Consider the following 23007-nt stretch of genomic DNA (forward strand, 5'->3'; position numbering starts at 1 on the left):
CCAGACGCCATCTCCCCCGGACTGTGACTCTCATTTTTCATCACATCAATTCGGAGGCAACACATGGCAACACACGAACAATCTTTCTGCAAAATCACCCTTTTTCTCATCAAAGACTGGGATGCCTTTCAAACGGCCATGCGCGGCTGCCTGTAAACGACGAAAAGGAGCAGACAATGCAGACAAAAACAACAATGCAATGTTTCATGCTGGCGATGTGCCTGCCTTCCATGGCATCTGCGGCGGCAACCACGGACATGCAATCATCCGTGTCCATGGAAGAGATGGTGGTTACGGCGGCCAGGGTGGACGAATCCGTCAAAGAGGTTAGCGCCTCGATGCTGGTTATCGGTGCGGAGGAAATCGCCGCCTCCCCTGCCGACAACGTGGGCGAACTGCTGGCCGGGCTGGGACTGGGTTCCGTCAAGCAGTACCCCGGCGCCCTGACATCAATTGACATCCGCGGATTCAAAAGCGAATCCTACGGCAATGACCTCAAGTCCCATGTGCTGGTGCTGTTAAACGGCAGGCGGGCCGGAACCGGCAATGTCGCCAAAATCATGACCGCAAACGTGGAACGCATCGAGATCATCCGCGGTCCCGGTTCGGTGCAATACGGGTCGGCGGCCATGGGCGGCGTGGTCAATGTCATCACCCGCCGGGGAAGCGGCGCTCCTTCCGCCGAGGCGACCGGCACCATCGGCAGTTACGGTTACGACGAAACAGCTTTTCGTCTTGCCGGACAACGCGCGAATGTCGATTTCTCCGGCAGCTTTTCCCGGTCCACCATGGATGACTACGATACCGGATCCGGCGATAGATTTGCCAACAGCGGCTACGACCATATTGACGCATATTCGGTCAACACGGGCTACACCTTCTCGCCGGCCAGCCGGATCGGCCTTCTTTTCAATCGCTATTACGGCGATGAAATAGGCTCCCCCGGCTATATCAGCAGCAATGACCTGGACAACAGCAAGGACGCCGCCAACCACTCCATGGATCTCATCTATGACGGGGCGGCCGCGGACGAAAAAACCAGTTGGCAGATGCGCCTCTTCAACGGCAGGGACAAAGACACCTGGCATGATCCGCTGGTCAGTAATGCCGGCGGCTGGGATGACGGCGTTGACGACTGGAACAGCACGGATTTTGACGGCGCCCAGGCCCAGGGCAGCATGCACATCGGCATCGTGCGGGTGACCGCGGGCATTGACTGGCTTTCCTATGAAACACGCAGCTCCATGGACCCGGCAAAGTCGGAGTATGAAAACCATGCGGCCTTTGTGCTGGCCCAGGCCAAATTTCTGCAAAAAAAGCTGATCATCACCAGCGGACTGCGCCATGACAGCTATGAGGTGGAGGTCGTGGAACCGGCCGGCAGAAATGAAGAAGACAGCAACCTGGCCGGGAGTCTCGGCATGGTTTACCTGGTCAACGAGGAAGTCAAACTGCGCGCCCATTACGGCGAGGCCTTCATCATGCCTGGCGCAAACGAACTGGCCGCCGATTTCGTTTCCGACTTCGGGATCCATTACCTGGGCAATTCCTCCCTTGATCCGGAATCAAGCAGGACCTATGAGGCAGGGGTTGATTACAGCGCTAACGGAATTACGGCCAGCCTCGGTATTTTCCACACCCGCTTTAAGGACAAGATCGAAAGCGTGGCCGCCGGGCGCAACCGAACCTGGGAAAATGTCGGCAAAGCAGAAATTTCCGGCTTTGAAGCAAGCGCGTCCGTGGATCTCGGCAGCCGTTACGGCTGGGATTATGAAGTGCGGCCGTACCTCAACCTGGTCTTTCTTGACCGCTATGAAGACCTGGACGCCCAGGAGGAGCTGAAATACATCAGTGACCTTAATGCCGCCTACGGTATCTTTATCAGCGATTATGACAGCCTTTCCCTGCGCCTGAACTTCAGCTACCGGGGCGAGCAAAGGATCGAGGACTGGGAATCCGGCCTTTTCCCCGCGCCGGTCGACACCTCCGGCGGTTTTACCGTGGCCGACCTGACCATGAGCAAGAAAATCCTTGATTTTCAGGACCGGGGCTCTTTTGCCCTCACCGGGAAAATCACCAATCTCCTTGACGCGGACTATGCGTATGTCAAGGGCTACCCCATGCCGGGCAGGATGTTCTTTGCGGGGTTGAACTTCCTCTACTGATGAACGCGGAAAAAATGGCGACGGGAGAGGCAGGCGATGCGGACAAGGCGTTGCTTGCCGATCCTGTCTCCGGACAAACATCAAGGCGCCGGCTGGCCATCGCCGGGGCGATACTGCTGCACGCAATGCTGCCGGCAACGGCAATCAACAGTCGGCCGAGAAACCAGCTTGCAACTGAGCCGCGGGTGATCGAAATCAACCTGTCGGCACCAGCGCATAGCAAAGCGGCTCTGCCGCCCCGGAAAACGGAAAACAGCGGGAAAGGCGGCGGACTGAAACGAGCAAAGGAACCGGCGTTGCACAAGGGGAAAGAACCGGAGCAATCCGTGCAGCGGCAAACGCCTGAACGCAACAGGAACAGTCAGCCAAACAGCGTGTCCCCGGCTGCTCCGGCCCAGGGAAAGGAGCGGCAAACGCCTTCGTCCCGTCCGACAAGCGCCGCAATGCCGACATCCCCGGCAGATTCACGGCCTGACGATACGGGAGATACGGCGACTCCGCCGCTGCCGCCCCTGCAAAAAGCCGCTCCCCGCTACCACGCAAACCCGCCGCCGGAATATCCGCCCCTGGCCCGGAAGCGGGGGCTGGAAGGGACCGTCGAGCTTGATGTGCTGGTCAACCGGCTGGGAGCGGCGGAACAGATAAAATTGGCCCGGAGCAGCAGCCACGATCTCCTTGACCGGGCGGCGATCGCCGCTGTCAGTCGCTGGTTGTTTCTGCCCGGCAAACAGGGGGCGGAAGATATCCCCATGTGGGTGCGCATTCCGATCCGCTATGCATTACAGGAGAAATGACCGATGAAAACACCACTCTTTTTTTTAAAATTCACGGCAATCCTGCTTCTGCTGCTGCTTTCCCGCGGCATGGCACAACCGGTTGAGGCGGCAATCTTCGTCGACCAGCTGGGCCGCGAGGTCAGCCTTGCGCACCCGCCGCAACGGATCGTCTCCCTGATGCCGAGCATCACGGAAATCGTTTTCGACCTGGGCGCCGGCGACCGGATCAAGGGGGTGACCCAATTCAGCAATGAACCGCCCCCTGCGGCCAAACTGCCGAAAGTCGGCTCCTATGTCCATCTTGACCTGGAAAAGATCGTCAGCCTGCGGCCTGATCTCTGCCTGGCGGCGCGGGACGGCAACCCCAAACACATGGTGGACGGCATCATTGCCCTCGGCATTCCGGTCTACTCCCTTGACCCCCGGAGCCTGGAGGAGATCATGGAGTCAATCCTGCTGCTGGGCGACCTGCTGGCAAAAGAAAAAAGGGCTGCCGCCATTGTCGGTGAAATGAAGGAAAAGATCCGGGCCGCCGCCCTGCTGGCCGCCCGGGATGGTCGAACGCCCAGGGTTTTTTTCCAGATCGACGCCGCACCGATCATCTCAGCCGGTTCAAATACCTTCATCGACCAGCTTATCTCCCTGGCCGGCGGGATCAATCTTGCCGCGGGTTCCGTCGTCTATCCCCGTTATTCATGGGAAGACATCCTCATCATGCGGCCCGAGGTTGTCATCATCGCCTCCATGGCAGGCGGCTACAGCGATGACGAATTGAAAGCCGCATGGCGCAGATGGCCCCAGTTGCCGGCGGTACGCGACAACCGCCTTTACGTACTCAAGGCCGACATGTTTGACCGACCCACCGCGCGGATTGCCGACGGGCTGCAGATGCTGGTTGACATCCTTCATCCCCGCCTGCCCCCGGATCAGACGGAAACCAGGAACTAAAATGGACAGGATATTCACCCCCATCGGCAAACGGCTGGTTCTTCTCTGCCTGCCGCTCGGCCTGCTGCTGGCGCTTGCCTTTTTTTTCGGCAGTCTGCTCGGCTCCTCCAATCGCAATCCTTTTCTTCTCGGCGACATGCTCACGGAACTTGCATCCCCGGACAGCACCCAACGGACCATCATCACACAGATTCGCTTTCCCCGGGTGTTGCTGGCCGCCGTCACCGGCGCCACCTTGTCGCTGGGGGGCCTGGTCTTTCAGGTTCTACTGCGCAATCCCCTGGCCGAGCCATACATTCTCGGCATTTCCGGCGGCGCCGCAGTGGGGGCCATCGGCGGCATGCTGGCGGGCGTCTCCTTTTTCCCCGGCGTGACGGCAGCCGCCTTTGCCGGCAGCATGACCACCCTCGGACTGGTGCTGCTGCTGGCCTCCGGCACACGGGCGGTTCGTCGGGATTCACTGCTTCTGGCCGGGGTGATGATGAACGGTTTTGCCGGAGCGCTCATCATGTTTCTCATCTCCCTGTCAAAAAGCAGTGAACTGCACCACATGCTTTTCTGGCTGATGGGCGACCTTTCCATGGTCCAGCCGGAAAGGCTTGCTTTCTTTTACCTCATTGTCCCATGCGCCATGATTATCTTTTTTCTCGCCCGGCCGATGAATGTTCTCCTCGCCGGCCGGGAGGCCGCGGTGTCACTGGGGGTGGATGTGAAAAAAATCTCGCTTCTCCTGCTTGTCACCTCGACCTTCATGGTCAGCCTGGTGGTCTGCTTCTCCGGGCTGATCGGTTTCGTCGGCCTGGTGATTCCCCATATTCTTCGCCTGGTCATCGGACCCGACCACCGACTGCTGGTGCCGGCAGCCGTTTTCGGCGGCGCCTCCTATCTGGTGATCTGCGATCTTCTGGCGCGAACCCTGCCCGCCTCGGGAGAACTTCCGGTGGGGATCATCACCGCCATGATCGGCGCGCCGCTTTTCATCCTGCTTCTCCGGAGAAGCCGGCAATGAAAGCGGTGGAGGCCCGGAACATATGCCTGGCGTACAACGGCAAGAAAGTGTTGGAGAATCTTTCTTTCCACATCGAAAGCGGGGAATTTTTCATCATCATCGGCCCCAACGGCGCGGGCAAATCCTCCCTGCTCACCACGCTTGCCGCCACGGGGAAAAAAGCGGCAGGGACCATCTCCCTTTTTGCAAGGGAGCTGCATCAGTATCGTCGCCGGGAACTGGCGCGGATTGCCGCCCTGGTACCCCAGGGACTGGAGTCCGGCTTCCCTTTCAAGGTTGCCGACACGGTGCTCATGGGCCGTTCACCTCATGTCGGCCTGCTGGGGATTGAGACGGAAAAAGACCATGCAATCGCCACGCACGCCATGGCGGCGACCGATACCCTGCACCTGGCGGGGCGCACCTTGGACCAATTGAGCGGCGGAGAAAAACAGCGGGTGAGCATCGCCCGGGCCATCTGCCAGCAGCCGCGCATCCTTTTTCTCGATGAACCCACCGCCGCGCTTGATCTTGCCCATCAAATACGCATCATGGATCTGCTGGAAAAACTGCGCCGGGAAAACGGCATCACCATCTGCATGGTTTCCCACGACATCAATCTGGCCGCCATGTATGCCGGACGCCTGCTGCTGTTAAAGAACGGCAGGCTGGTTGCCTGCGGCGGACCAGAGGACGTGCTGCGGCGTGAATTGCTGGAAAAGAGTTACGAGTGCCGGCTGCTGGTGGATGAAAATCCGCTCTGTCGCACCCGGCGCGTCCTGCCCGTGCCGGAAAAATTTCGGCACGGGCCCGGGGCGGAGCACGACAAATGACAAACGGAAATCACCAGGAGGAGGCAGCCTGCGCAAACAGACGGCGGTCATGCAGGGCAATGGCCTCCTTTTCGCAGACCCCCCGGCAGATGCCGCAGCCGTAGCATTTTGCAGCATCGATCACGCATTTCTTCAACCGCCGGTCAAAGGAGACCGCATCAAAGGAGCAGGCCTTGCGGCACTTGCCGCAACCGGAGCAGCGGTCATGCTCAACCGCCGCCACATACTCCGCCTTCCACATCACCCTGGCAAGTTTCAGCTCATACTGAACCTTATAGGCCATGCAGTCGTGGTCACAGTTGCAGATCGCGCCGATAAAGGGGGTCTGGAAGGTCCAGACGCTGTGGGTGTTCCCCTCCAGATCAAGGCCGCGCATCTCTTTTTTCGCCTCCGCCGCGCTGATCCGGTCGAAATCACGAAAATCGGGCTGATCCTTGAGAATATGGGTCATATCGAGCCCCACCCCGTAACAGTATCGCTTGTCGGCTCCGGTATTTACCTTGCGGCAGATACAGGGCAGGCGAACAATGGAGCTGACCCGGTCAACGATATGATTGACATCTTCCAGGGGCAGAATCTGGCCGAAATGGCCTTTTTTCTGTTGCCGGGTAATCCAGGGATAGGCAAGGAGATCATAGAGACGGGGAAAACGTTTTCTCCATTTTTCCGCCCGCGCCAGGCCATCATGCATACCTTGGCCGAAGTGGAGGAGAAAGTGTCCCAGTCGCTCCTCGGAGTTGACCTGCAAAAACACCTCCCGGGAATAATTGGCCATATTCTCGTACCATTTTTTCCCTTCTCCATGGCTGACACAAAACTCGCACATGATTTATCCTTTCTCATTCACAGTTACAAAAAAAATGAAGATCACCCTCCCCACCAAAGCCGGCAAACCACAACCGAGACCACGATGCCCGCCGCATCGGCGCACAGGGCGGCCGGCAGGGCATGACGGGTGCGGATGATGCCCACGCTGCCGAAATAAACGGCCAGCACATAAAAGGTGGTTTCCGTCGAACCCTGCATGACGGAAACGAGAAAGGAAAGGAACCCGTCCGGATCCTGGTTGACCATTTCACTCATGATGCCAAAGGCGCCGCTGCCGGAGAGCGGCCGCATAAGCGCCATGGCCAGGGCCTCGGCCGGCATGCCAACCGCCTCGGTCAGCGGGGAAAGCAAAAGGATCATGATGTCCATGGCGCCGCTTGCCCTGAACATGCCGATTGCCGTGAAAATGGCCACCATGAAAGGAATGATGCGGATCGCGGTGGTGAACCCCTCCTTGGCGCCCTCGGTCAGGGTTTCATAAATCTTTACCCCGCGCAGATAACCGAAGAGAAGAAAAGCGGAAATGAGGACCGGAATGAGCCAGCTTGACACGGCGTTCAAGGAGTCGGAGGAAAAAACGGAAAAATCCGGCGTCTGTCCGAGCCGGTAAAGGATCCCTCCAAGAAAAGCGGTGATCAGCAACCAAATGAATATTTTACCGATGCGGCCGGGCGGCACAAGCTCACTCTCAACCGTTTCCGCCTTTTCCGGCTCGCTGTTCGTTGCCTCATCCCGGCCGGCCCCTGCCTGATCGTCGCGCCCGGCCAGCACTTTAGCCATGACAACGGCAACCAGTGTGGAACAGCAGGTGGCGATGAGCGACGGGATGAGGATTGCCGCCGGGTTTGCCGCATTGGCCGCGGCCCGCACCGTGATGACGCCGAGGGGAAGCAGGGTGACGCTTGAGGTGTTGATGGCCAGGAAAAGACACATGGCATTGGTGGCCGTCCCCTTTTGCGGCGCCAGTTTTTCCAGCTCCTGCATGGCCTTGATCCCCATCGGGGTGGCGGCGTTGCCGAGTCCCAGGGCATTGGCCGCCATGTTCATGATCATGGCGCTCATGGCCGGATGATCATGGGGCACATCAGGGAACAGCCGCACCATCACCGGCCGCACCCAGCCGGCGACAATGCGCATCAACCCGCCGGCCTCGGCCACCTTCATGATGCCGAGCCAAAGGGCCATGGGGCCGATTAGTCCGATGGCCAGGGTAACCGCGCTTTTTGCCGATTCAAACGAGGCCTTGGTGACCTCGTCCATCCTGCCGGTATAGGCGGCCGTCACCGTGGCGATAACCACCAGGGAAAGCCAGATGATATTAATGGCGGCAGGTTTTTGCTTCATTGATGAACTCCGGATTCAAGTTTGCGGGAGCATATTGCGGAACCACCATAGCATGTTGCGGCCCAAAATGCTTGCAACGGATGCGGATATTTCATCAACCGCATCCCCTTTTTTGCGGCATGCCGTTAAAGAAAAACTATTGAAATCATTTTCATTTACAATTGAATCCGGAATCGATTTAATATGTTATCATGTTTCCCGCAGTGAATTCCCCCAGCGGAGCAAATGAATGAAAAAATTTTTTGCGAGAAGCCACAGCCTTTTTATCAATCTCCTTTTCGGCATGGGCGTCATCCTTTTTCTGTGCATGGGCTCCCTGGCCTATTTCAGCATCAGCTACGTCAACCGAACCATCATCAACAATGTCATGTCCGAAGCCGATCGCTTCAACAATACGATCAAGCTCGGCACACACTACAGCATGATGAGCAACATGAGGGACGACATAACGCAGATTATCAGAAACATCGCCAGCCAGGAAAACATTGAACACATTCGCATCTACCACAAAGGCGGCCAAATCAAATTCTCAAATAAAGACGAAGAGGTCGGCACAATTGCCGACATCAACAATTACGCCTGTGCCATTTGCCATCAACTCACCCCGCCCCCTTCCGTCCTCGGCCTGCAAGAAAGGACTCGAATATTTTCTTCCGCCGGCCAGCGCTTTCTCGGGATTGTCACCCCCATATATAACGAACCAGGCTGTTCGTCCGCCTCCTGTCATGCCCATTCTCCGGATGCAACCGTACTTGGCACACTTGATACGGTTATCTCGCTTCATGAGGTTGACCGGGAGATCCATTTCCTGGAGCAGATTTTTTCCTCTTTCATCATTTTGATTTTTTTAGTCACCTCGATCCTGATTGTTCTTTATCTGTTTCGTTTTGTCAGCCAACCGGTAAAAAAGATGATCACCGGAACACAAATGATCGCCAATGGCGAATTTTTCAATCCCGGGACGGTTGATCGAAATGACGAGATGGGCAGGTTGGCCTCGGCCATCAGCCGCATGGGCGAAGAGATCGCCAGACAGCAGAACGAATTACTCCGGACCAATGCGGAACTGGTCAAGACAAACAGGGAACTTCAAGAATTATCGAATACGGATGCCCTTACCCGACTCTGCAATCGCCGCTTCCTCCTGGAAACCTTAACCAAGGAATACCGGCGGGCAAGACGCTACGGACACGAGCTGTCCGTGCTCATGATTGACGCGGATCATTTCAAGCAGGTCAACGACCGCCATGGACATCTCTGCGGCGACACGGTTCTCATATCAATTGCCGACACGCTCAAGAAAACGGTGCGCAACACCGATCTCGTTGCGCGTTACGGCGGGGAAGAAATGATTGTCCTTTTGCCGGAAACCGGCCGCGAACAAGCGATCCGCATTGCGGAAAAATTACGCAAAGAGATTGCGTCGAGCGTCATTCCCTGTGACGACGAACAGATCTCGATCACGGTCAGTATCGGGGTTGCCGCCTATCCGGAAAATAATGTCGCAGACCCCATGCTCCTCGTGGAAGCGGCAGATCTGGCCATGTACAAGGCAAAAAAAACGGGAAGAAACAAGGTGGGCTATCACAACACGGATACGACGATGGTCGTGGACAGCGCGGAGAAGGAAAAAGAAAAAATCAGATAACCGTATTGACGAGCAGGCCGCTCTGTTCGGCGGGATCGGCGGCGAGAAATTCGTCGACATTCCGCTTCAGATCAAAGGTGCGCCCGCTGTCATCGACCAGACGGATAACCGGCTCATCACCGGAAGAAAGCTCAAACTGCGATGAGCCGCGGCCCAGTTCATCAAGCTTCCTGTTCAGCTCGCGAATCCTTGATTCAAGTTCGCGGCGGACCCTGGTCGTTTCAACGGTTTTCTCTGTGGTTGTTTTGGTCGATATCTCGGTTTCGGCCCCTTGCTCACGCCGCACCTCCCGGGCAACCTCAACCTGCCGGCTCCGTTCATACTGCTGCGTTCTGCTTATTTGGCCTGAGGTGGCTGAAACAGATCCACTTCTCTCCATGACAAAAGCCCCTTTCGAATTTAACAGGCTTCTCCTTGACCGCACCCTATCTTTATCTTATAAAGTCGCAGTTACTGCTGTCAATCTTTGAGTGTCATAAAAATTTAGCCATGAAAGCCCTCGAGGTCAAGAGAGCCCTTCTAAAAACATGGAACCAGTCACCCTTCTCTTCATCGCCGTCGCCCTTGCCATGGATGCCTTTGCCGTGTCGCTTGCCGCCGGAGTGGCCCTGCATCCGGTCAGCAAACGACAACTCTTCCGCCTCGGTTTCCATTTCGGCCTGTTCCAGGGGATGATGCCGATCATCGGCTGGCTTGCCGGCCTCAGTGTCCAGCACCTGATCAGCGCCTATGACCATTGGGTCGCCTTCGGACTTCTCGCCTTTGTCGGCGGGAAAATGATCCACGAGAGCTTCCAGGACGGAGAGGAAAAAGAAAAAAGCGATCCCACCCGGGGGCTGACCATGGTCATGCTCTCCGTTGCCACCAGCATCGATGCCCTGGCCGTGGGACTGTCACTTGCCGTTATCGGCGTCACAATCTGGACGCCGGCCCTGGTCATCGCCCTTACCGCCTCGATACTGACCGTGGCCGGCATGCTGATGGGCGGCCGCATCGGCATGATCTGGGGAAAACGGGTGGAGGTATTGGGCGGCCTGCTTCTCATCGGCATCGGCCTGAAAATCCTCCTGCAACACCTGTGGACCTGAACAGGAAGGACCCCGCAAAAAAACAGGGTGTCACCTTCTTGACCCAACCAATACTTCCGGGGAAAATCAGGCGCTCACCGTCATCGTTGCAAATTTTTGACTGGGCCAAATAGCCGTTTTACTTTTCTCTTCGCTTTTGCTACAAAATATTGTGGCATTATGCCGCACCCGAATTCCTTCAACAAACCAGGCAATCGTGAAACAGCTTATTTTTCTTCTTATACTGCTTTTTCCCATCGCCGCCCATGCCACCAACGGCTACTGGGCCCATGGATACGGCGCGAAAAGCAAGGCCATGGCCGGCAGCGGCTCGGCCCTGCCCCTGGACGCCATGGACGCCGCATCAAATCCGGCGACCATGGTCCATCTCGGCAACCGTCTGGACGTGGGAATGTCGGCATTCATGCCGGACAGAAGCTTCACCGCCGGAAGCGACACCGGCGGCAACCCGTCGTGCATTCTTCCGGGCGCCTACGAAAGCGACAATGATATTTTCTTCATCCCCCATATTGCCGGTAACCGCATGCTCGATTCCCGATCTTCGCTCGGCATCAGTATCGGGGCAAACGGCGGCATGAACACCGAGTACGACAGCGCCGTCTTTTCCTCTTTCGACAATCCCGGCGGCACGGCTTCTTCCCCCACCGGCATTGATTTCAAACAGGTGTTTCTGGGATTGACCTATTCCCGGAAAATATCAAACAACCACTCCTTCGGCATCACTCCGATACTTGCGGCGCAGTCATTCAAGGTCACCGGCCTGGAACCCTTTCAGCCCTTTTCCTCCGATCCTTCCCACGTCACCAATCAAGGTTCGGACTATTCCTACGGCGGGGGGATAAAAGTCGGCTGGCTGAGCAGATTCTCGGACAGCTTCTCGGCAGGCATCTCCTACCAGTCCAAGCTGTGGATGTCCCGATTCGAGGCGTACCAGGGGCTTTTTGCCGAGCAGGGTGATTTCGACATCCCGCCGAATCTTACCGTTGGCCTGGCCTGGGAAATCCTGCCGACTTTCACCCTGGTCTTTGATGTGCAGCGCATTTACTTTGAAAAAATCAAGTCAATTGCCAACCAGGGCGATATGATTTTTCAACCGGGGAGCATCCTGCTGGGCACTGATGACGGGCTTGGATTCGGCTGGGAGGATACCACCATCGGCAAGCTCGGCCTGCAGTGGCAATGGCGTCCGGATGTCGTGCTGCGGGCCGGTTACAGCCTGAGCGAGCAGGTAATTTCCGGAGAACAGGCCCTTTTCAACATCCTGGCCCCGGCAGTGGTGACCGAACATTACACCTGCGGCCTGACCAAAACCCTTGCAAACAAGGAAATCAACATCTCGCTGATGTATGCGCCGGGGGAAAAAGTCACCGGCCGTAATCCCAACACCGGTTCACAATCCGGAACCCTTGAAATGGAACAATTTGAATTTGAAGTCAGTTTCTCCTTCCTCTTTTAAACCGCGGCAATCGACCAGTCATAAGCGTCTTCGCCGCCGAAAAAGACAGGCGACAACACATCCCTCCCGTCACTCGGCACTTTCCGCCAGGCCCGCGATCCGCAGCATGGCCCACCCTGCATCCTCGGCATCTCCGGAATACGATGCATCGGCGCGGCGACCGGCAAAGTGATCAAGCAGCTGGTTGGCCAGTTTTTTACCGAGCTGCACACCCTCCTGGTCAAAGGAATTGATATTCCACACAAATCCCTGAAAGGCGATTTTGTTTTCATAGATGGCCAGCAGACTGCCCATGCTCCGCGGGGTGAGCCGGTCGGCCAGCAGTATGGAATTGGGCCGGTTGCCGGGGAATCGCTTGTTCGGATTTTCATGGTCCTGACCGGTGGCCAGGGCCAGTGACTGGGCCAGCAGGTTGGCGACCAGCTTCTCCTGGGAGGTGGTGCCCTGGATAAGAATGTCCTTTTCGTATTGCGACTGACGGAAACCGACAAACTCCACCGGCACCACGGTTGTGCCCTGATGGATGAGCTGATAAAAGGCATGCTGGCCGTTGGTGCCGGGCTCGCCCCAGATGACCGGCCCGGATTGATGGGACAGGGCATCACCCCGGCGGTTGATCGACTTGCCGTTGCTTTCCATGTCGCATTGCTGCAGGTGGGCGGCAAAACGGATAAGCCCCTGGCTGTAGGGCAGAATGGCCAGGGTTTCACTGCCGAGGAAATTGTGGTTCCAGACACCGAGCAGGGCCAGCAGCAGCGGAATATTTTCCCAAATGTCCTTCTTCTCCGCTGCCCGGTCCACCTCATGGGCACCGCGGAGAATATCGACAAACCCTTCATATCCAAGGGCAAAACCGAGCAGCACGCCGCCCACCATGGAGGTGGCGCTGTAACGGCCGCCGATATAGTCAAACATATAAAACGAACGAAGGTAGCGCGCCGGGTTGTCCATCGGGCTTGCTTCGCCGGTAACCGCGACAAAATGAACCGCCGGATCAAGCCCGGCCCGGCCATAGGCATGGCGAACCAGCTCTTCATTGGTCAAGGTTTCCAGGGTGGTGCCGCTTTTTGACACCACATTGATCAGGGTCCGGGACAGATCAAGACCATTGAGCACCGCCGCCGCATCGTCGGGATCGACATTGGAAATGAAATGAACCCGCCGCTCCTTCTTTTGAAAGGCGGCCAGGGCATGGTACAGGGCCCTGGGGCCGAGATCAGAGCCGCCGATTCCCACCTGCACCATGTCGGTAAAGGACTCGCCCCTGCTGTTGACGATACGGCCCTGGTCAAGATCGGCAAGAAACCGCTCCAGCTTGGCCAGCTCTTGCCGGGCCTGAGCCGAGGCATGCGGCTCCAGGGGGGGATCACTGAAGACATCGCGGGTGGCGGTATGCAGCACCTGCCTGTTTTCGCAGGGAAATCCTTCAATACGGTTCATCACCGCCCCTTTTTTCATCGCCATGAACTGTTCGACCAAACCCGCCTCATCGGCAAGTCCCTGCAAGGCGTCAAGCACCGCGTCGTCAAGCCGCTGGGTGGCAAAAAGAAGATCAAAGCCGCAGGAAGAACAGACATAGCGGTTGATTCTCTGCCGATTCAAGGCTCCCGGTTTCCGCAAGTCATAGGGAGAAAGGGAAAATTGCCGCAAGGGGGCAAAGGCGGAAAGCTGATCAAAATTTGTCGTGTGCATAGTCGCTAACCTTTCGAATGGTTTACAAAAAAGGGGAAAATCATTTCACCTGCCGACCTTCATCAGTTCATCACAATTCCATGTACCGAGTCAAATCTTTTTACGCTCAAGGCCCACATCATCCGGTCCGTCGAGCTGGGAAACACGCATTGATAGCCATCTCAATATTGATGAAATCGTAAAAAGTCTTTTTTTACCACACAGGGCACAGAGAAAACATTTTGCCTTACAGTCATTTATCTCCGTGTGCTCCGTGGTTGATTCTCAGTTTTTTGCGAAACCATCAATAGTGATCAAAGCCATTTCGTTTCAGCCAAAGTGTGACGGAAAGGGCGATTCACCGCGCGCCGGACAATAATGCTATTTGCAATCCCAAACCGTATATGCTAATTCTTTCAACACATCATCGTTCATGCCGGTTCATTGAAAACCATTTTTTTATAAAGCTTCAGTTGATACAAGCATTAAAATCAAGGAAAAATTATGGCAACACAAAAGATCATTTACACGGAAGTTGATGAAGCACCCGCCCTGGCAACATATTCATTGCTTCCTGTTCTGCAGTCATACACCAAGGGCTCGGGCATCTCCTTTGAAAAAAAGGATATTTCGCTGTCCGGACGAATCATCGCCAATTTCCCCGACCGGTTGCCCGACAGCCAAAAAATCCCCGATTATCTCGCGGAATTGGGCAAGCTTGCCAAGCTGCCGGAAACCAACATCATCAAACTGCCCAATATCAGCGCCTCCATTCCTCAGTTACAAGCGGCCGTCAAAGAGCTGCAGGACAAGGGATATGACATCCCGGACTATCCCGAGAACCCGCAAACCGATGCCGAAAAAGAAATTCAGGCGCGATTCGCCAAGGTTCTTGGAAGCGCCGTCAACCCGGTCCTGCGTGAGGGGAACTCGGACAGAAGGGCTGCGGCATCCGTCAAACGCTTCGGCCAAAAAAATCCCCATAAGCTGATGAAACCATGGCCCGCGAATTCCAAATCCAGGGTCGCCAATATGAATGCGGATGATTTCTACGGCAGCGAGAAATCCCTGACCACCCAAAAGGCGTGTGAGGCGCGGATTGAATTTGTCGACGAAAAGGGCGCAATCACCCTGTTCAAGGAAAAGCTTCCCCTGCTGGCGGGCGAGATCATTGATGCATCGGTCATGAATATTGCCGCCCTGCGGAAATTTTACGGCGAGCAGATCAAGGCGGCGAAAAATGACGGGCTCCTGCTGTCACTCCATCTCAAGGCGACCATGATGAAAGTCTCGGACCCGATCATGTTCGGCCATTGCGTTTCCGTCTTTTATCAGGATGTGTTTGCCAAGCACAGCGTTGTCATCAAGGAACTGGGTGTCAATGTCAACAACGGCCTGGGTGATCTTTATGCCAAAATCCAGCACCTGCCGGAAGACCGGCGGGCGGAAATCGAGGCGGACATTGTCGCGGTCTATAAAACAAACTGCGAACTTGCCATGGTGGACTCAAGCAAGGGCATCACCAACCTGCATGTCCCCAACAATATCATTGTTGATGCCTCCATGCCCGTTTTTATCCGCGACGGCGGCAGGATGTGGGGGGCGGACGACACGCTGCACGACACCATCGCCATGATCCCTGATCGTTGTTATGCAACGATCTATCAGCAGGTTGTGGAAGATTGCAAAAAACATGGCGCCTATGATCCCGCCACCATGGGCAGTGTCGCCAATGTCGGCCTGATGGCGCAAAAAGCGGAGGAATACGGCTCCCATGACAAAACATTTATCGCCCCGGCAGCCGGCACGATTCGCATTGTTGATGCCGTTTCCGGCGAGACCCTGCTTGCCCGGCAGGTGGAAGCAGGCGATATTTTCAGGGGCTGCCAGACCAAGGACGCGCCGATCCGCGATTGGGTCAAGCTTGCAGTCAGCAGGGCCAGGGCAACCGGCACTCCGGCAATTTTCTGGCTTGATGCAAACCGGGGTCACGATGCCGAGATCATCGCAAAAGTGAACAAATATCTGCCGGATCACGATACCAGCGGACTTGATATCCGCATCATGCAGCCGGAGGAAGCCATGCGCTTTTCCCTGGAGAGAATCCGCAAGGGAGAAGATACCATTTCCGTCACCGGCAATGTGCTGCGTGATTATCTCACCGATCTTTTCCCCATCCTGGAACTCGGCACCAGCGCGAAAATGCTTTCCATCGTGCCGCTCATGAACGGCGGCGGCATGTTTGAGACCGGCGCAGGCGGGTCAGCGCCGAAACATGTCGAGCAGTTTTTGCGGGAAGGCCATCTGCGCTGGGATTCCCTCGGTGAATTCTGTGCGCTGGTTCCCTCATTCGAGCACATCTACAGCACATGCAAAAATGAAAAAGCACGACTTTTCGCCGAAACCCTCGATCAGGCCATCGGCACGTTTCTGGAAAACGAAAAGTCTCCGTCACGGAAGGTCGGACAACTCGATACCCGAGGCAGCCACTTTTACCTGGCCCTTTACTGGGCGCAAAGCCTCGCCGCCCAGAACAAAGACAAGGACGTGCAGGCGCGTTTCACCAGGGTGGCGCAGGAGTTGCGCGACAATGAAGAAAAAATCATTGCCGAATTAAACAGCGCCCAGGGACGACCGGCGGATATCGGCGGGTATTATCGGCCGGATGCGGAAAAGACGTTTCGCGCCATGCGCCCCAGCGCCACCTTCAATAACATAGTGGATACCATCTAACCAGCGCAAGGTGATCATTCCCCGGTCCCGGGGTGGGAATGATCACCCAATCCCGGATCAGTTGCAGCTGCCGGAGCGGCACAGCTTGTTGCCGTCGAAAAGAAGGCATCCCCGGTCTCCGCATTGCCGATACTGTATGACTTTCTGTTTGCCGTTATTGTAGGAAACCGTGATTGTTCCCTGCTCGGTGGTCCCCTGGATGGACCAGCTGCCTGAGCCTCCCCCCTGACTCGCCGTGCCCCACGCCATGGTTTGATTACCGAGCGAATCGGCGGAGCTGCCCGAATAGCCCGACTCCCGGTAGTCGTTATAGCTGCCATCCGGACAAAGTGCTATTTTTCGTTCCGTGGAACCGGAATATCCCCACCAAATACCGGCCATCTGTTCCGCGAGCTTGGCGTCATTGCCGGCCGGGGGAGTTGTGCCGACCTTTGCGCCGCTGCCTTGTGCGGCGGTTTTCTCGGCAAAGGCCTTTTTCGCGTAATGACCGCCGTAATTCATCGCTCCTTCCGGCGCGCTCAAGTCAATATCAAGGCGTTCGCTGCGGTCTTGCAGCAGAACGGCCCATTTAATTTTGCGAACCTGCAGGATATAGAGTCCGGGAGGCAAGCCGGCGAAGGTGTATTTGCCGAAAAAGTTGGTGGTATCGCTTGTTATGGGTCTTTCGCTGTTCCCGTCAAGCAGGGTGACGGGCTCCGAGGCGGCCGGGACTTCCGGTGATTCACCCACAAAGCCGGTGATGGTGTAGCCGGTTTCCGGACTGCCCGGAGGTGTCATCGTCACACAGGACACGATCAAAACGGATACCAACAGACTGACAAGCATCGAAAGCTGCATGGTGACACGCCTCTTCATAAAGCCTCCTTTTCTTCATTTTTCGGTTACTCGTAAAACCATCTCGTGCTCCGGCAGCAGAGCTTCTTTCTCACACTTTTTTATACTCACCAATGATACCGAGCAGTTCCCCTGTTTTCTTCTCAAGCAGATCTTGATCATGCCGGGTTTCCACGTTGAGCCGCAGCAATGGTTCCGTATTTGATTTCCTGATATTGAAACGAAAGGCCGGGCCGCTCATGCTGAGCCCGTCTGTATAATCCCGATCCGGACACTGCCCGGCAAAGATGCCCTCAATGCGGGCGATCACCGCATCCGGATCGCTGACCCGGCTGTTGATTTCCCCGCTCACCGGGTAGGCTTGCCGCATATCGCGAACCATGGAGGAAAGGGTCATGCCGGTGGCGCCGACAAGTTCGGCAACGAGCAGCCAGGGAATCATGCCGGAATCGCAATAGGAAAACTGTCGAAAGTAGTGATGAGCGCTCATCTCGCCGCCGTAGAGGGCGTCTTCCGCCCGCATCCTCTCCTTGATAAAGGCATGGCCGGTCTTGCTCATCACCGGAACCCCCCCGGCCTTTTGCACCACGTCAACCGTATTCCAGGTAAGACGAGGATCATGGATAATCTTCTCACCCGGCCGTTTGGCGAGCAGCGTCCGGGCCAGCAGGCCGACAATATAGTAGCCCTCGACAAATGTTCCTGTCTCGTCAAAGAAGAAACAGCGGTCAAAATCTCCATCCCAGGCAATTCCCATGTCTGCTCCGTGGGCAAGAACAGCCTCAGCAGTCTTCCGGCGGTTTTCCGGCAGCAGTGGATTAGGAACGCCGTTGGGAAACGAGCCGTCCGGCTCATGGAAAATTTTGACAAAACTGAAAGGAAGTGATTTTTCCAGCTGATCGATCACCGCTCCGGCACAGCCGTTTCCGGCATTGACCACCAGTCGCAGAGGTTGCAGCGATGAAACATCAACATAACCAAGAAGGTGATCGACATATTTTCCCCGGTTGTCGACGTGTTCGAGTTTGCCCTTCCGGGGCGCGACAAAACCCTTGCCGGAAAGGGCAAGCTGCTCGATGTCTTTCAGACCCGTGTCACCGCTGACCGGCACCGCACCCTTGCGAACCAGCTTCATGCCGTTGTAGTCGGCGGGATTATGGCTCGCGGTGACAATGATGCCGCCGTCAACATCAAGGGAAAAGGCGGCAAAATAAATCTCTTCCGTGCCGCAGATGCCAAGGTTCACGACATCCACCCCGGCGTCCAGAAACCCAGCCGCCAGGGCGCGGGACAATGTCGGTCCGGAGAGGCGGATGTCATGGCCGACGGCCATTTTCGCAGGCGTAAAACGAGCCGCATAGGCCTGCCCGATCTTATAGGCCAGCTCTTCGTTTAACTCATCCGGCACCCTGCCGCGAATATCATATGCCTTGAAACATCTCAACCCCTCACCCATGCATGTTGCTCCTGAAAAAAATTGAAAGCCAGGAATAAATTGACACAATGCCATTAATTGACCATTATCAATGGCCGATTGTCAATTCATTAAAAGGATGCGCCATGAAAACCGAAATTTTACCGGAGGAAATCGCCCGCCAGGTGGCGGAACTCTATTCCGATATGGAAACCGCTTACGATGCGCTGGCACGCGAACTGATGTTCACCTGCCGAGGCTGCCCGGACAACTGCTGTGACAGTTATTTCCAGCACCATACCTATACGGAATGGGCCTATCTGTGGGAAGGACTACGAAAACTGCCGGAAGAAAAAAGAAAATATTTTGAAAAACGGGCTGAGGATTATGTAACGAAGAGCAACCGCATGCTGGCCCAGGGGGAAAGACCCAGTCTCATGTGCCCCGTCAACGAGGAAGGCCTTTGCGCCCTTTACCCGCACCGGCTGATGATCTGCCGCATGCACGGGGTGCCGTCCGCCATGACCCGGCCGGACGGCAAGCGGCTGGAGTTTCCCGGCTGCTTCCGCTGCCAGGAGATTGTCGCGGGGCGAGACGATGTCCCGCATCTCGACCGGACCGGACTTTATCAACGGCTGGTATTGCTTGAAATGGAGTGGCTGGGCCGGAAACGCACCATACTGCCCAAGGTCAAGATGACCCTGGCCGAGATGATCGTCAAAGGCCCACCTCATTTCACTTTCTGCGGAAGCGACTCACAGGAGTGAGGTCAGGACTTCGCATTCCTTGCAGGTCTCGATTTTTTCCTTGCAGCTTTTCTCCACTGTGCAGTCACAGAGTGTGCCGCAGATGAACCAGCAGAGATGTCCTGCCTGAAATTCCCAGGCAGGGCACTGCTCCTTGCGCTCGCAATTTTTCCTTTCCCAGCATGGCTTCCGCGTCTTGTCCAGCCTTCGCTGGCTGGACAGCAGAAAAAAAAGCTGCCGCTGGATATGGGAGGGGATGGTGCGCCAGCCCTGTTCATAGCTGTGAATGGCCTTGAGTGAAACCCCGAGAAGAGATGACAGTTCCTTCTGGGTTTTCCCCAAACTCTTTCTTGCCTTGGCAAATTCTATTTTATCCATAACCTCTGTTTTTTTTAATTTTTAATTGGAAAAGCGGATTCCGCCGCGATGTCACATCGTAGCATCGACAGATATTTCCTCATAATAGTAAAAATTATTCTCAAACACAACAAAAAGCGGTCATGAAACATATTCTCATGACCGCTTGCAAGAAAAACGGTGAATCCGTATCGATGATGCGCGCTTAACTGCGGATCATCTCGGCGATCTGGAACGCAAGCTCCAGGCTCTGCTCGGCGTTGAGACGGGGATCGCAGTTGGTCTGATAATTCTGCTGCAACTGGTGATCGAGAATATTGCGGCCGCCGCCGGTACACTCGGTGACATTGTCGCCGGTCAATTCAAAATGAACTCCGCCGGGAATCGATCCCTCTGCCCAGTGAATCTCGAAAAAGCATTGCAGTTCCTGGAGAATTTCGTTGAAGTTCCTCGTTTTATGACCGGACTCCGCCGTATAGGTGTTGCCGTGCATGGGGTCGCAGCTCCACACCACCTTGAATCCCTCGTTCTTGATCGCCCGGATCAGGGGAGGGAGATATTTGTCCACATCCTTGGCGCCGAAGCGGGTGATCAGGGTCATTCTGCCGGCTTCGTTTTCCGGATTAAGTTTGCGGATCAGCTTTTTAACCTCCTCCACATCGTGCTTCGGTCCGATCTTCATGCCGATCGGGTTCAACACGCCGCGAAGAAACTCCACATGAGCGCCGTCCAGCTGCCTGGTCCTGTCGCCGATCCAGACCATGTGAGCGCTGCAGTCGTACCACTGACCGGTGATGGAATCCTGCCGGGTCAGGGCCTCTTCATAGCCAAGGAGCAGGGCCTCGTGCGAAACAAAGAAAGAGGCCTGATTGAGTTGCGGGATATCGGTATCCAGGCCGATAACCTCCATGAAATGCAGGGCCTGATTAATGTTGCGGGCCAGCCGTTCATAGGAGCGCCCCATGGGCGAGGCCTTGACAAACTCGTTGTTCCAGGAATTGACCCGCTGCAGAGCGGCATACCCTCCCCGGGTGAAGGCCCGGGTGATATTCATGGTGGCCGCGGCCAGATAATATCCCTTGACCATGCGCTGCGGATCAGGACGGCGCGCCGCTTCATCGGGATCGGGACTGTTGACCATATCGCCGCGGTAGCTGGCGATCTCCTTGCCGTTCACCATTTCCGTGTCCGCGGATCGCGGTTTGGCATACTGCCCTGCCATGCGACCCACCTTAATGACCGGCTTGCCGCCCGCATAGCTCAAAATGACCGCCATCTGCAGAATAACCTTCAGGGTTTCCCTGATTCCAGGGGCGGTGCATTTATTGAAATCCTCGGCGCAATCCCCGCCCTGCAGCAAAAAAGCCTTGCCTTCAACCGCATCGGCCAGCTGTTTTTTTAATTCGCGGATTTCCCCGGCAAACACCAGGGGCGGCAATTTTGAAATAGTATCAATCGCCTCCTGATATGCCTGCCGATCAGGCCATTTCGGTTGTTGCAGCGCCGTAAAATTCTGCCAGCTTGACTTTGTCCACTCAGCCATCTTTTTTCTCCGTTATCGTATTCCCGCCCCTTCCTTCCGGGGCATGGGGCAAGGCGCAGGGACCTCCCGCGCAGCAAACCTCAACATCATAGGCATTTAATATCCGCAATTCCTTCTCCCGCTTTACCGGCTCGGGCAATGGAAGAAAGCGGAGCTGATCAAACATCCGGGCCGCATCGTCCCGGGAGGGGATGGCACCCATGCCGCTTCCCAGCACCTTGCCGGTCAAACAATCGAGCAACTCGGCATCCACGCCGTTGGTGACAACGGCAAGCGGTATCTGGTAATCCTCGTTGAGAACCCTGGCCGCGGCAATGGCGGAGCGTTCGCGGGTGACCAGCGATCCCGGGGCATAACGGATGATCATAAAACTTTTACCGTTATACTGAACAACAATATCAATCTTCGAGGTGACAAACTGATGGGCGAAAAGGGTTTCAATCCGCCGGCGCATTTCAAGTTCACCTTTGGCAAATCCCCTTTCCTCCACCAGCAAACGGGAAATCCTCTGCCGAATCCTTTCATCATCGGTGTCGGTCAATGTCTCCCCGGTGACGAAATCAGTGCATGTACCGTAGACAATATGATGCAAAGGGATATCCGTCATGCCGCCCTCCGTTCGCTCAAACAGCAAAGGGGCCTGAGGCGGCCCCTTTCACCATTTCAGACCGTGACAACTTTTACAACTCAAGCCATGACTCGGAAAAGACGGCCTGACCGGAAAGAACTTTATAGGTTTTGTAATGCTCAAGGGCGGTGCCGGTCAAGGTGGACGGATCAGGATCATTGCCGTCCATCATGCCGTGTACCATATCAACCAGATTCTGGCGCTCGCCCTTGCAGATGGCCATCAGCTCGGCATCGTAGGAATTAACAATAGCGGTGCTGATGCCGTATTTCATCAGCATGATGAGGTAGGTCCGGTCAAGATATTTGCGCAGATGCTCGGCCACGCCGTTTGACACATTGGACAAACCGACGGTTGAACCGGCACCGGGGGCGATATCCTGCAGCATGCTGAGAAACTCAAGGCCTGAGGCGATCTGATCGGCACCCAGGGTAATCGGGGTGCCGATGGGATCAAAAAGCATCTTTTCATTGGGGATCCCCGCTTCGGCCAGCGCCATCATCAGGTCAACCGCCATGGCGGCGCGCTCGTTGGAATCACGGGGCATACCCTCCGGTCCCCACAGCAGGGCGATGACGTTGCAGCCTGCCTCGGCGGCAACCGGGATGAGTTTCTCCATTCTTTCCGGCTGGGCGGAAATGGAATTCATGATGGCGTCCGCCTTGTTTTTCACCGCCTGGAAGCCTGCAGCCATGGCTGCGGTATTGGTGGTATCAAGGCAAAGAGGGGTCGCGGTGACGGCTTCCACGGTCTGCACCACCCAGGGCATCAATTCGGTACCGTCTTTTCGTGCCGGGCCGATATTCAGATCAAGATAGGAGGCGCCCGCGGCACTTTCTTCCTTGGCCATCTCCTGAACGGGACCGGGGTTTCTCTCTTTCATGGCGCCGCCGCTTCTCTTGCCCATGATGTTGATGCTTTCAGCAATTGCTAATACCTTCTGCGACATGCTCTCACTCCTTGTCATATATAGATTGAACGGTTATGGACGTACGGACCGGAATTGG

At 56.0% G+C, this 23007-nt stretch carries 20 protein-coding genes; 10 read left to right on the forward strand and 10 right to left on the reverse strand.

What is annotated here, in order from left to right; all coding sequences use genetic code 11:
- Positions 1 to 194: 194 nt before the first annotated feature.
- The 5 genes from BM485_02440 to BM485_02460 are packed head-to-tail and all read left to right on the forward strand — an operon-like array spanning position 195 to position 5710.
- Entirely contained in the window at positions 195 to 2165 is a 1971-nt protein-coding gene (locus BM485_02440; GenBank protein OKY76592.1) for a hypothetical protein, read from the forward strand.
- On the forward strand, positions 2165 to 2959 hold the full coding sequence (locus tag BM485_02445; protein OKY76128.1) for a hypothetical protein: 795 nt from the start codon (positions 2165 to 2167) through the stop codon (positions 2957 to 2959). The genes BM485_02440 and BM485_02445 overlap by 1 nt, the downstream gene beginning before the upstream one ends.
- A gap of 3 nt (positions 2960 to 2962) precedes the next feature.
- Positions 2963 to 3889, forward strand: coding sequence for a hypothetical protein (locus tag BM485_02450; protein OKY76129.1), 927 nt, complete (start codon positions 2963 to 2965; stop codon positions 3887 to 3889).
- A 1-nt stretch (position 3890) separates the two neighbouring features.
- Entirely contained in the window at positions 3891 to 4898 is a 1008-nt protein-coding gene (locus BM485_02455; protein ID OKY76130.1) for an ABC transporter permease, read from the forward strand.
- Positions 4895 to 5710, forward strand: a complete 816-nt coding sequence (locus tag BM485_02460) for an ABC transporter (GenBank protein ID OKY76131.1) — start codon at positions 4895 to 4897, stop codon at positions 5708 to 5710. Before BM485_02455 ends, BM485_02460 begins: the two co-directional genes overlap by 4 nt.
- A gap of 10 nt (positions 5711 to 5720) precedes the next feature.
- Here the strand turns inward: BM485_02460 and BM485_02465 are convergent, their stop codons facing one another.
- Together BM485_02465 and BM485_02470 are read right to left on the reverse strand one after the other, a co-directional pair.
- Positions 5721 to 6536, reverse strand: coding sequence for a hypothetical protein (locus BM485_02465; GenBank protein ID OKY76132.1), 816 nt, complete (start codon positions 6534 to 6536; stop codon positions 5721 to 5723).
- A gap of 41 nt (positions 6537 to 6577) precedes the next feature.
- Complete coding sequence (locus BM485_02470; protein OKY76133.1) at positions 6578 to 7882, reverse strand: spore maturation protein; 1305 nt, start codon at positions 7880 to 7882, stop codon at positions 6578 to 6580.
- A gap of 229 nt (positions 7883 to 8111) precedes the next feature.
- Between BM485_02470 and BM485_02475 the strand changes: the two genes are divergently transcribed.
- Positions 8112 to 9530 (forward strand): hypothetical protein, encoded by a 1419-nt coding sequence (locus BM485_02475; GenBank protein OKY76134.1) that lies wholly within the window; start codon positions 8112 to 8114, stop codon positions 9528 to 9530.
- On the opposite strand, the gene BM485_02480 is transcribed toward BM485_02475, so the two are convergent.
- On the reverse strand, positions 9523 to 9909 hold the full coding sequence (locus BM485_02480) for a hypothetical protein (GenBank protein OKY76135.1): 387 nt from the start codon (positions 9907 to 9909) through the stop codon (positions 9523 to 9525). The two genes, BM485_02475 and BM485_02480, sit on opposite strands and share 8 nt — an antisense overlap.
- Before the next feature lie 148 nt (positions 9910 to 10057).
- Between BM485_02480 and BM485_02485 the strand changes: the two genes are divergently transcribed.
- Positions 10058 to 10618 (forward strand): hypothetical protein, encoded by a 561-nt coding sequence (locus BM485_02485; protein ID OKY76136.1) that lies wholly within the window; start codon positions 10058 to 10060, stop codon positions 10616 to 10618.
- 196 nt (positions 10619 to 10814) lie between these two features.
- Complete coding sequence (locus BM485_02490; GenBank protein ID OKY76137.1) at positions 10815 to 12074, forward strand: transporter; 1260 nt, start codon at positions 10815 to 10817, stop codon at positions 12072 to 12074.
- 69 nt (positions 12075 to 12143) lie between these two features.
- Here the strand turns inward: BM485_02490 and BM485_02495 are convergent, their stop codons facing one another.
- Complete coding sequence (locus BM485_02495; GenBank protein OKY76138.1) at positions 12144 to 13766, reverse strand: glucose-6-phosphate isomerase; 1623 nt, start codon at positions 13764 to 13766, stop codon at positions 12144 to 12146.
- Between the two features lie 483 nt (positions 13767 to 14249).
- Here BM485_02495 and BM485_02500 point away from each other — a divergent pair, with 483 nt between their 5' ends.
- A complete protein-coding gene (locus BM485_02500) occupies positions 14250 to 16478 on the forward strand; it encodes an isocitrate dehydrogenase (NADP(+)) (GenBank protein ID OKY76139.1) in 2229 nt (742 codons plus the stop codon).
- A 57-nt stretch (positions 16479 to 16535) separates the two neighbouring features.
- Here BM485_02500 and BM485_02505 read toward each other — a convergent pair whose 3' ends face one another.
- The gene (locus BM485_02505; GenBank protein ID OKY76140.1) at positions 16536 to 17333 is read right to left on the reverse strand and encodes a hypothetical protein; all 798 of its coding nucleotides are present in this window, start codon (positions 17331 to 17333) and stop codon (positions 16536 to 16538) included.
- A gap of 70 nt (positions 17334 to 17403) precedes the next feature.
- Complete coding sequence (locus BM485_02510) at positions 17404 to 18768, reverse strand: phosphomannomutase (GenBank protein ID OKY76141.1); 1365 nt, start codon at positions 18766 to 18768, stop codon at positions 17404 to 17406.
- 104 nt (positions 18769 to 18872) lie between these two features.
- Between BM485_02510 and BM485_02515 the strand changes: the two genes are divergently transcribed.
- Complete coding sequence (locus tag BM485_02515; GenBank protein OKY76142.1) at positions 18873 to 19493, forward strand: hypothetical protein; 621 nt, start codon at positions 18873 to 18875, stop codon at positions 19491 to 19493.
- On the opposite strand, the gene BM485_02520 is transcribed toward BM485_02515, so the two are convergent.
- From BM485_02520 to BM485_02535, 4 genes are all read right to left on the reverse strand, one after another.
- A complete protein-coding gene (locus BM485_02520) occupies positions 19482 to 19850 on the reverse strand; it encodes a transcriptional regulator (protein OKY76143.1) in 369 nt (122 codons plus the stop codon). The two genes, BM485_02515 and BM485_02520, sit on opposite strands and share 12 nt — an antisense overlap.
- A gap of 184 nt (positions 19851 to 20034) precedes the next feature.
- On the reverse strand, positions 20035 to 21372 hold the full coding sequence (locus BM485_02525; protein ID OKY76144.1) for a 3-deoxy-7-phosphoheptulonate synthase: 1338 nt from the start codon (positions 21370 to 21372) through the stop codon (positions 20035 to 20037).
- A complete protein-coding gene (locus BM485_02530) occupies positions 21365 to 21979 on the reverse strand; it encodes a hypothetical protein (protein ID OKY76145.1) in 615 nt (204 codons plus the stop codon). Before BM485_02530 ends, BM485_02525 begins: the two co-directional genes overlap by 8 nt.
- A gap of 73 nt (positions 21980 to 22052) precedes the next feature.
- A complete protein-coding gene (locus tag BM485_02535; GenBank protein OKY76146.1) occupies positions 22053 to 22949 on the reverse strand; it encodes a dihydropteroate synthase in 897 nt (298 codons plus the stop codon).
- Positions 22950 to 23007 lie beyond the last annotated feature (58 nt).

The organism is Desulfobulbaceae bacterium DB1, assembly GCA_001914235.1.
Lineage (GTDB): Bacteria > Desulfobacterota > Desulfobulbia > Desulfobulbales > SURF-16 > DB1.

Bases quoted from the DNA above. Each gene is read 5' to 3' on its own strand.
- BM485_02455 (OKY76130.1), top strand. From the start codon at position 3,891: ATGGACAGGATATTCACCCCCATCGGCAAACGGCTGGTTCTTCTCTGC.
- BM485_02440 (OKY76592.1), top strand. From the start codon at position 195: ATGCAATGTTTCATGCTGGCGATGTGCCTGCCTTCCATGGCATCTGCG.
- BM485_02515 (OKY76142.1), top strand. From the start codon at position 18,873: ATGAAAACCGAAATTTTACCGGAGGAAATCGCCCGCCAGGTGGCGGAA.
- BM485_02445 (OKY76128.1), top strand. From the start codon at position 2,165: ATGAACGCGGAAAAAATGGCGACGGGAGAGGCAGGCGATGCGGACAAG.
- BM485_02460 (OKY76131.1), top strand. From the start codon at position 4,895: ATGAAAGCGGTGGAGGCCCGGAACATATGCCTGGCGTACAACGGCAAG.
- BM485_02525 (OKY76144.1), bottom strand. From the start codon at position 21,372: ATGGCTGAGTGGACAAAGTCAAGCTGGCAGAATTTTACGGCGCTGCAA.
- BM485_02520 (OKY76143.1), bottom strand. From the start codon at position 19,850: ATGGATAAAATAGAATTTGCCAAGGCAAGAAAGAGTTTGGGGAAAACC.
- BM485_02530 (OKY76145.1), bottom strand. From the start codon at position 21,979: ATGACGGATATCCCTTTGCATCATATTGTCTACGGTACATGCACTGAT.
- BM485_02450 (OKY76129.1), top strand. From the start codon at position 2,963: ATGAAAACACCACTCTTTTTTTTAAAATTCACGGCAATCCTGCTTCTG.
- BM485_02480 (OKY76135.1), bottom strand. From the start codon at position 9,909: ATGGAGAGAAGTGGATCTGTTTCAGCCACCTCAGGCCAAATAAGCAGA.
- BM485_02485 (OKY76136.1), top strand. From the start codon at position 10,058: ATGGAACCAGTCACCCTTCTCTTCATCGCCGTCGCCCTTGCCATGGAT.
- BM485_02470 (OKY76133.1), bottom strand. From the start codon at position 7,882: ATGAAGCAAAAACCTGCCGCCATTAATATCATCTGGCTTTCCCTGGTG.
- BM485_02535 (OKY76146.1), bottom strand. From the start codon at position 22,949: ATGTCGCAGAAGGTATTAGCAATTGCTGAAAGCATCAACATCATGGGC.
- BM485_02505 (OKY76140.1), bottom strand. From the start codon at position 17,333: ATGAAGAGGCGTGTCACCATGCAGCTTTCGATGCTTGTCAGTCTGTTG.
- BM485_02495 (OKY76138.1), bottom strand. From the start codon at position 13,766: ATGCACACGACAAATTTTGATCAGCTTTCCGCCTTTGCCCCCTTGCGG.
- BM485_02465 (OKY76132.1), bottom strand. From the start codon at position 6,536: ATGTGCGAGTTTTGTGTCAGCCATGGAGAAGGGAAAAAATGGTACGAG.
- BM485_02475 (OKY76134.1), top strand. From the start codon at position 8,112: ATGAAAAAATTTTTTGCGAGAAGCCACAGCCTTTTTATCAATCTCCTT.
- BM485_02500 (OKY76139.1), top strand. From the start codon at position 14,250: ATGGCAACACAAAAGATCATTTACACGGAAGTTGATGAAGCACCCGCC.
- BM485_02510 (OKY76141.1), bottom strand. From the start codon at position 18,768: ATGGGTGAGGGGTTGAGATGTTTCAAGGCATATGATATTCGCGGCAGG.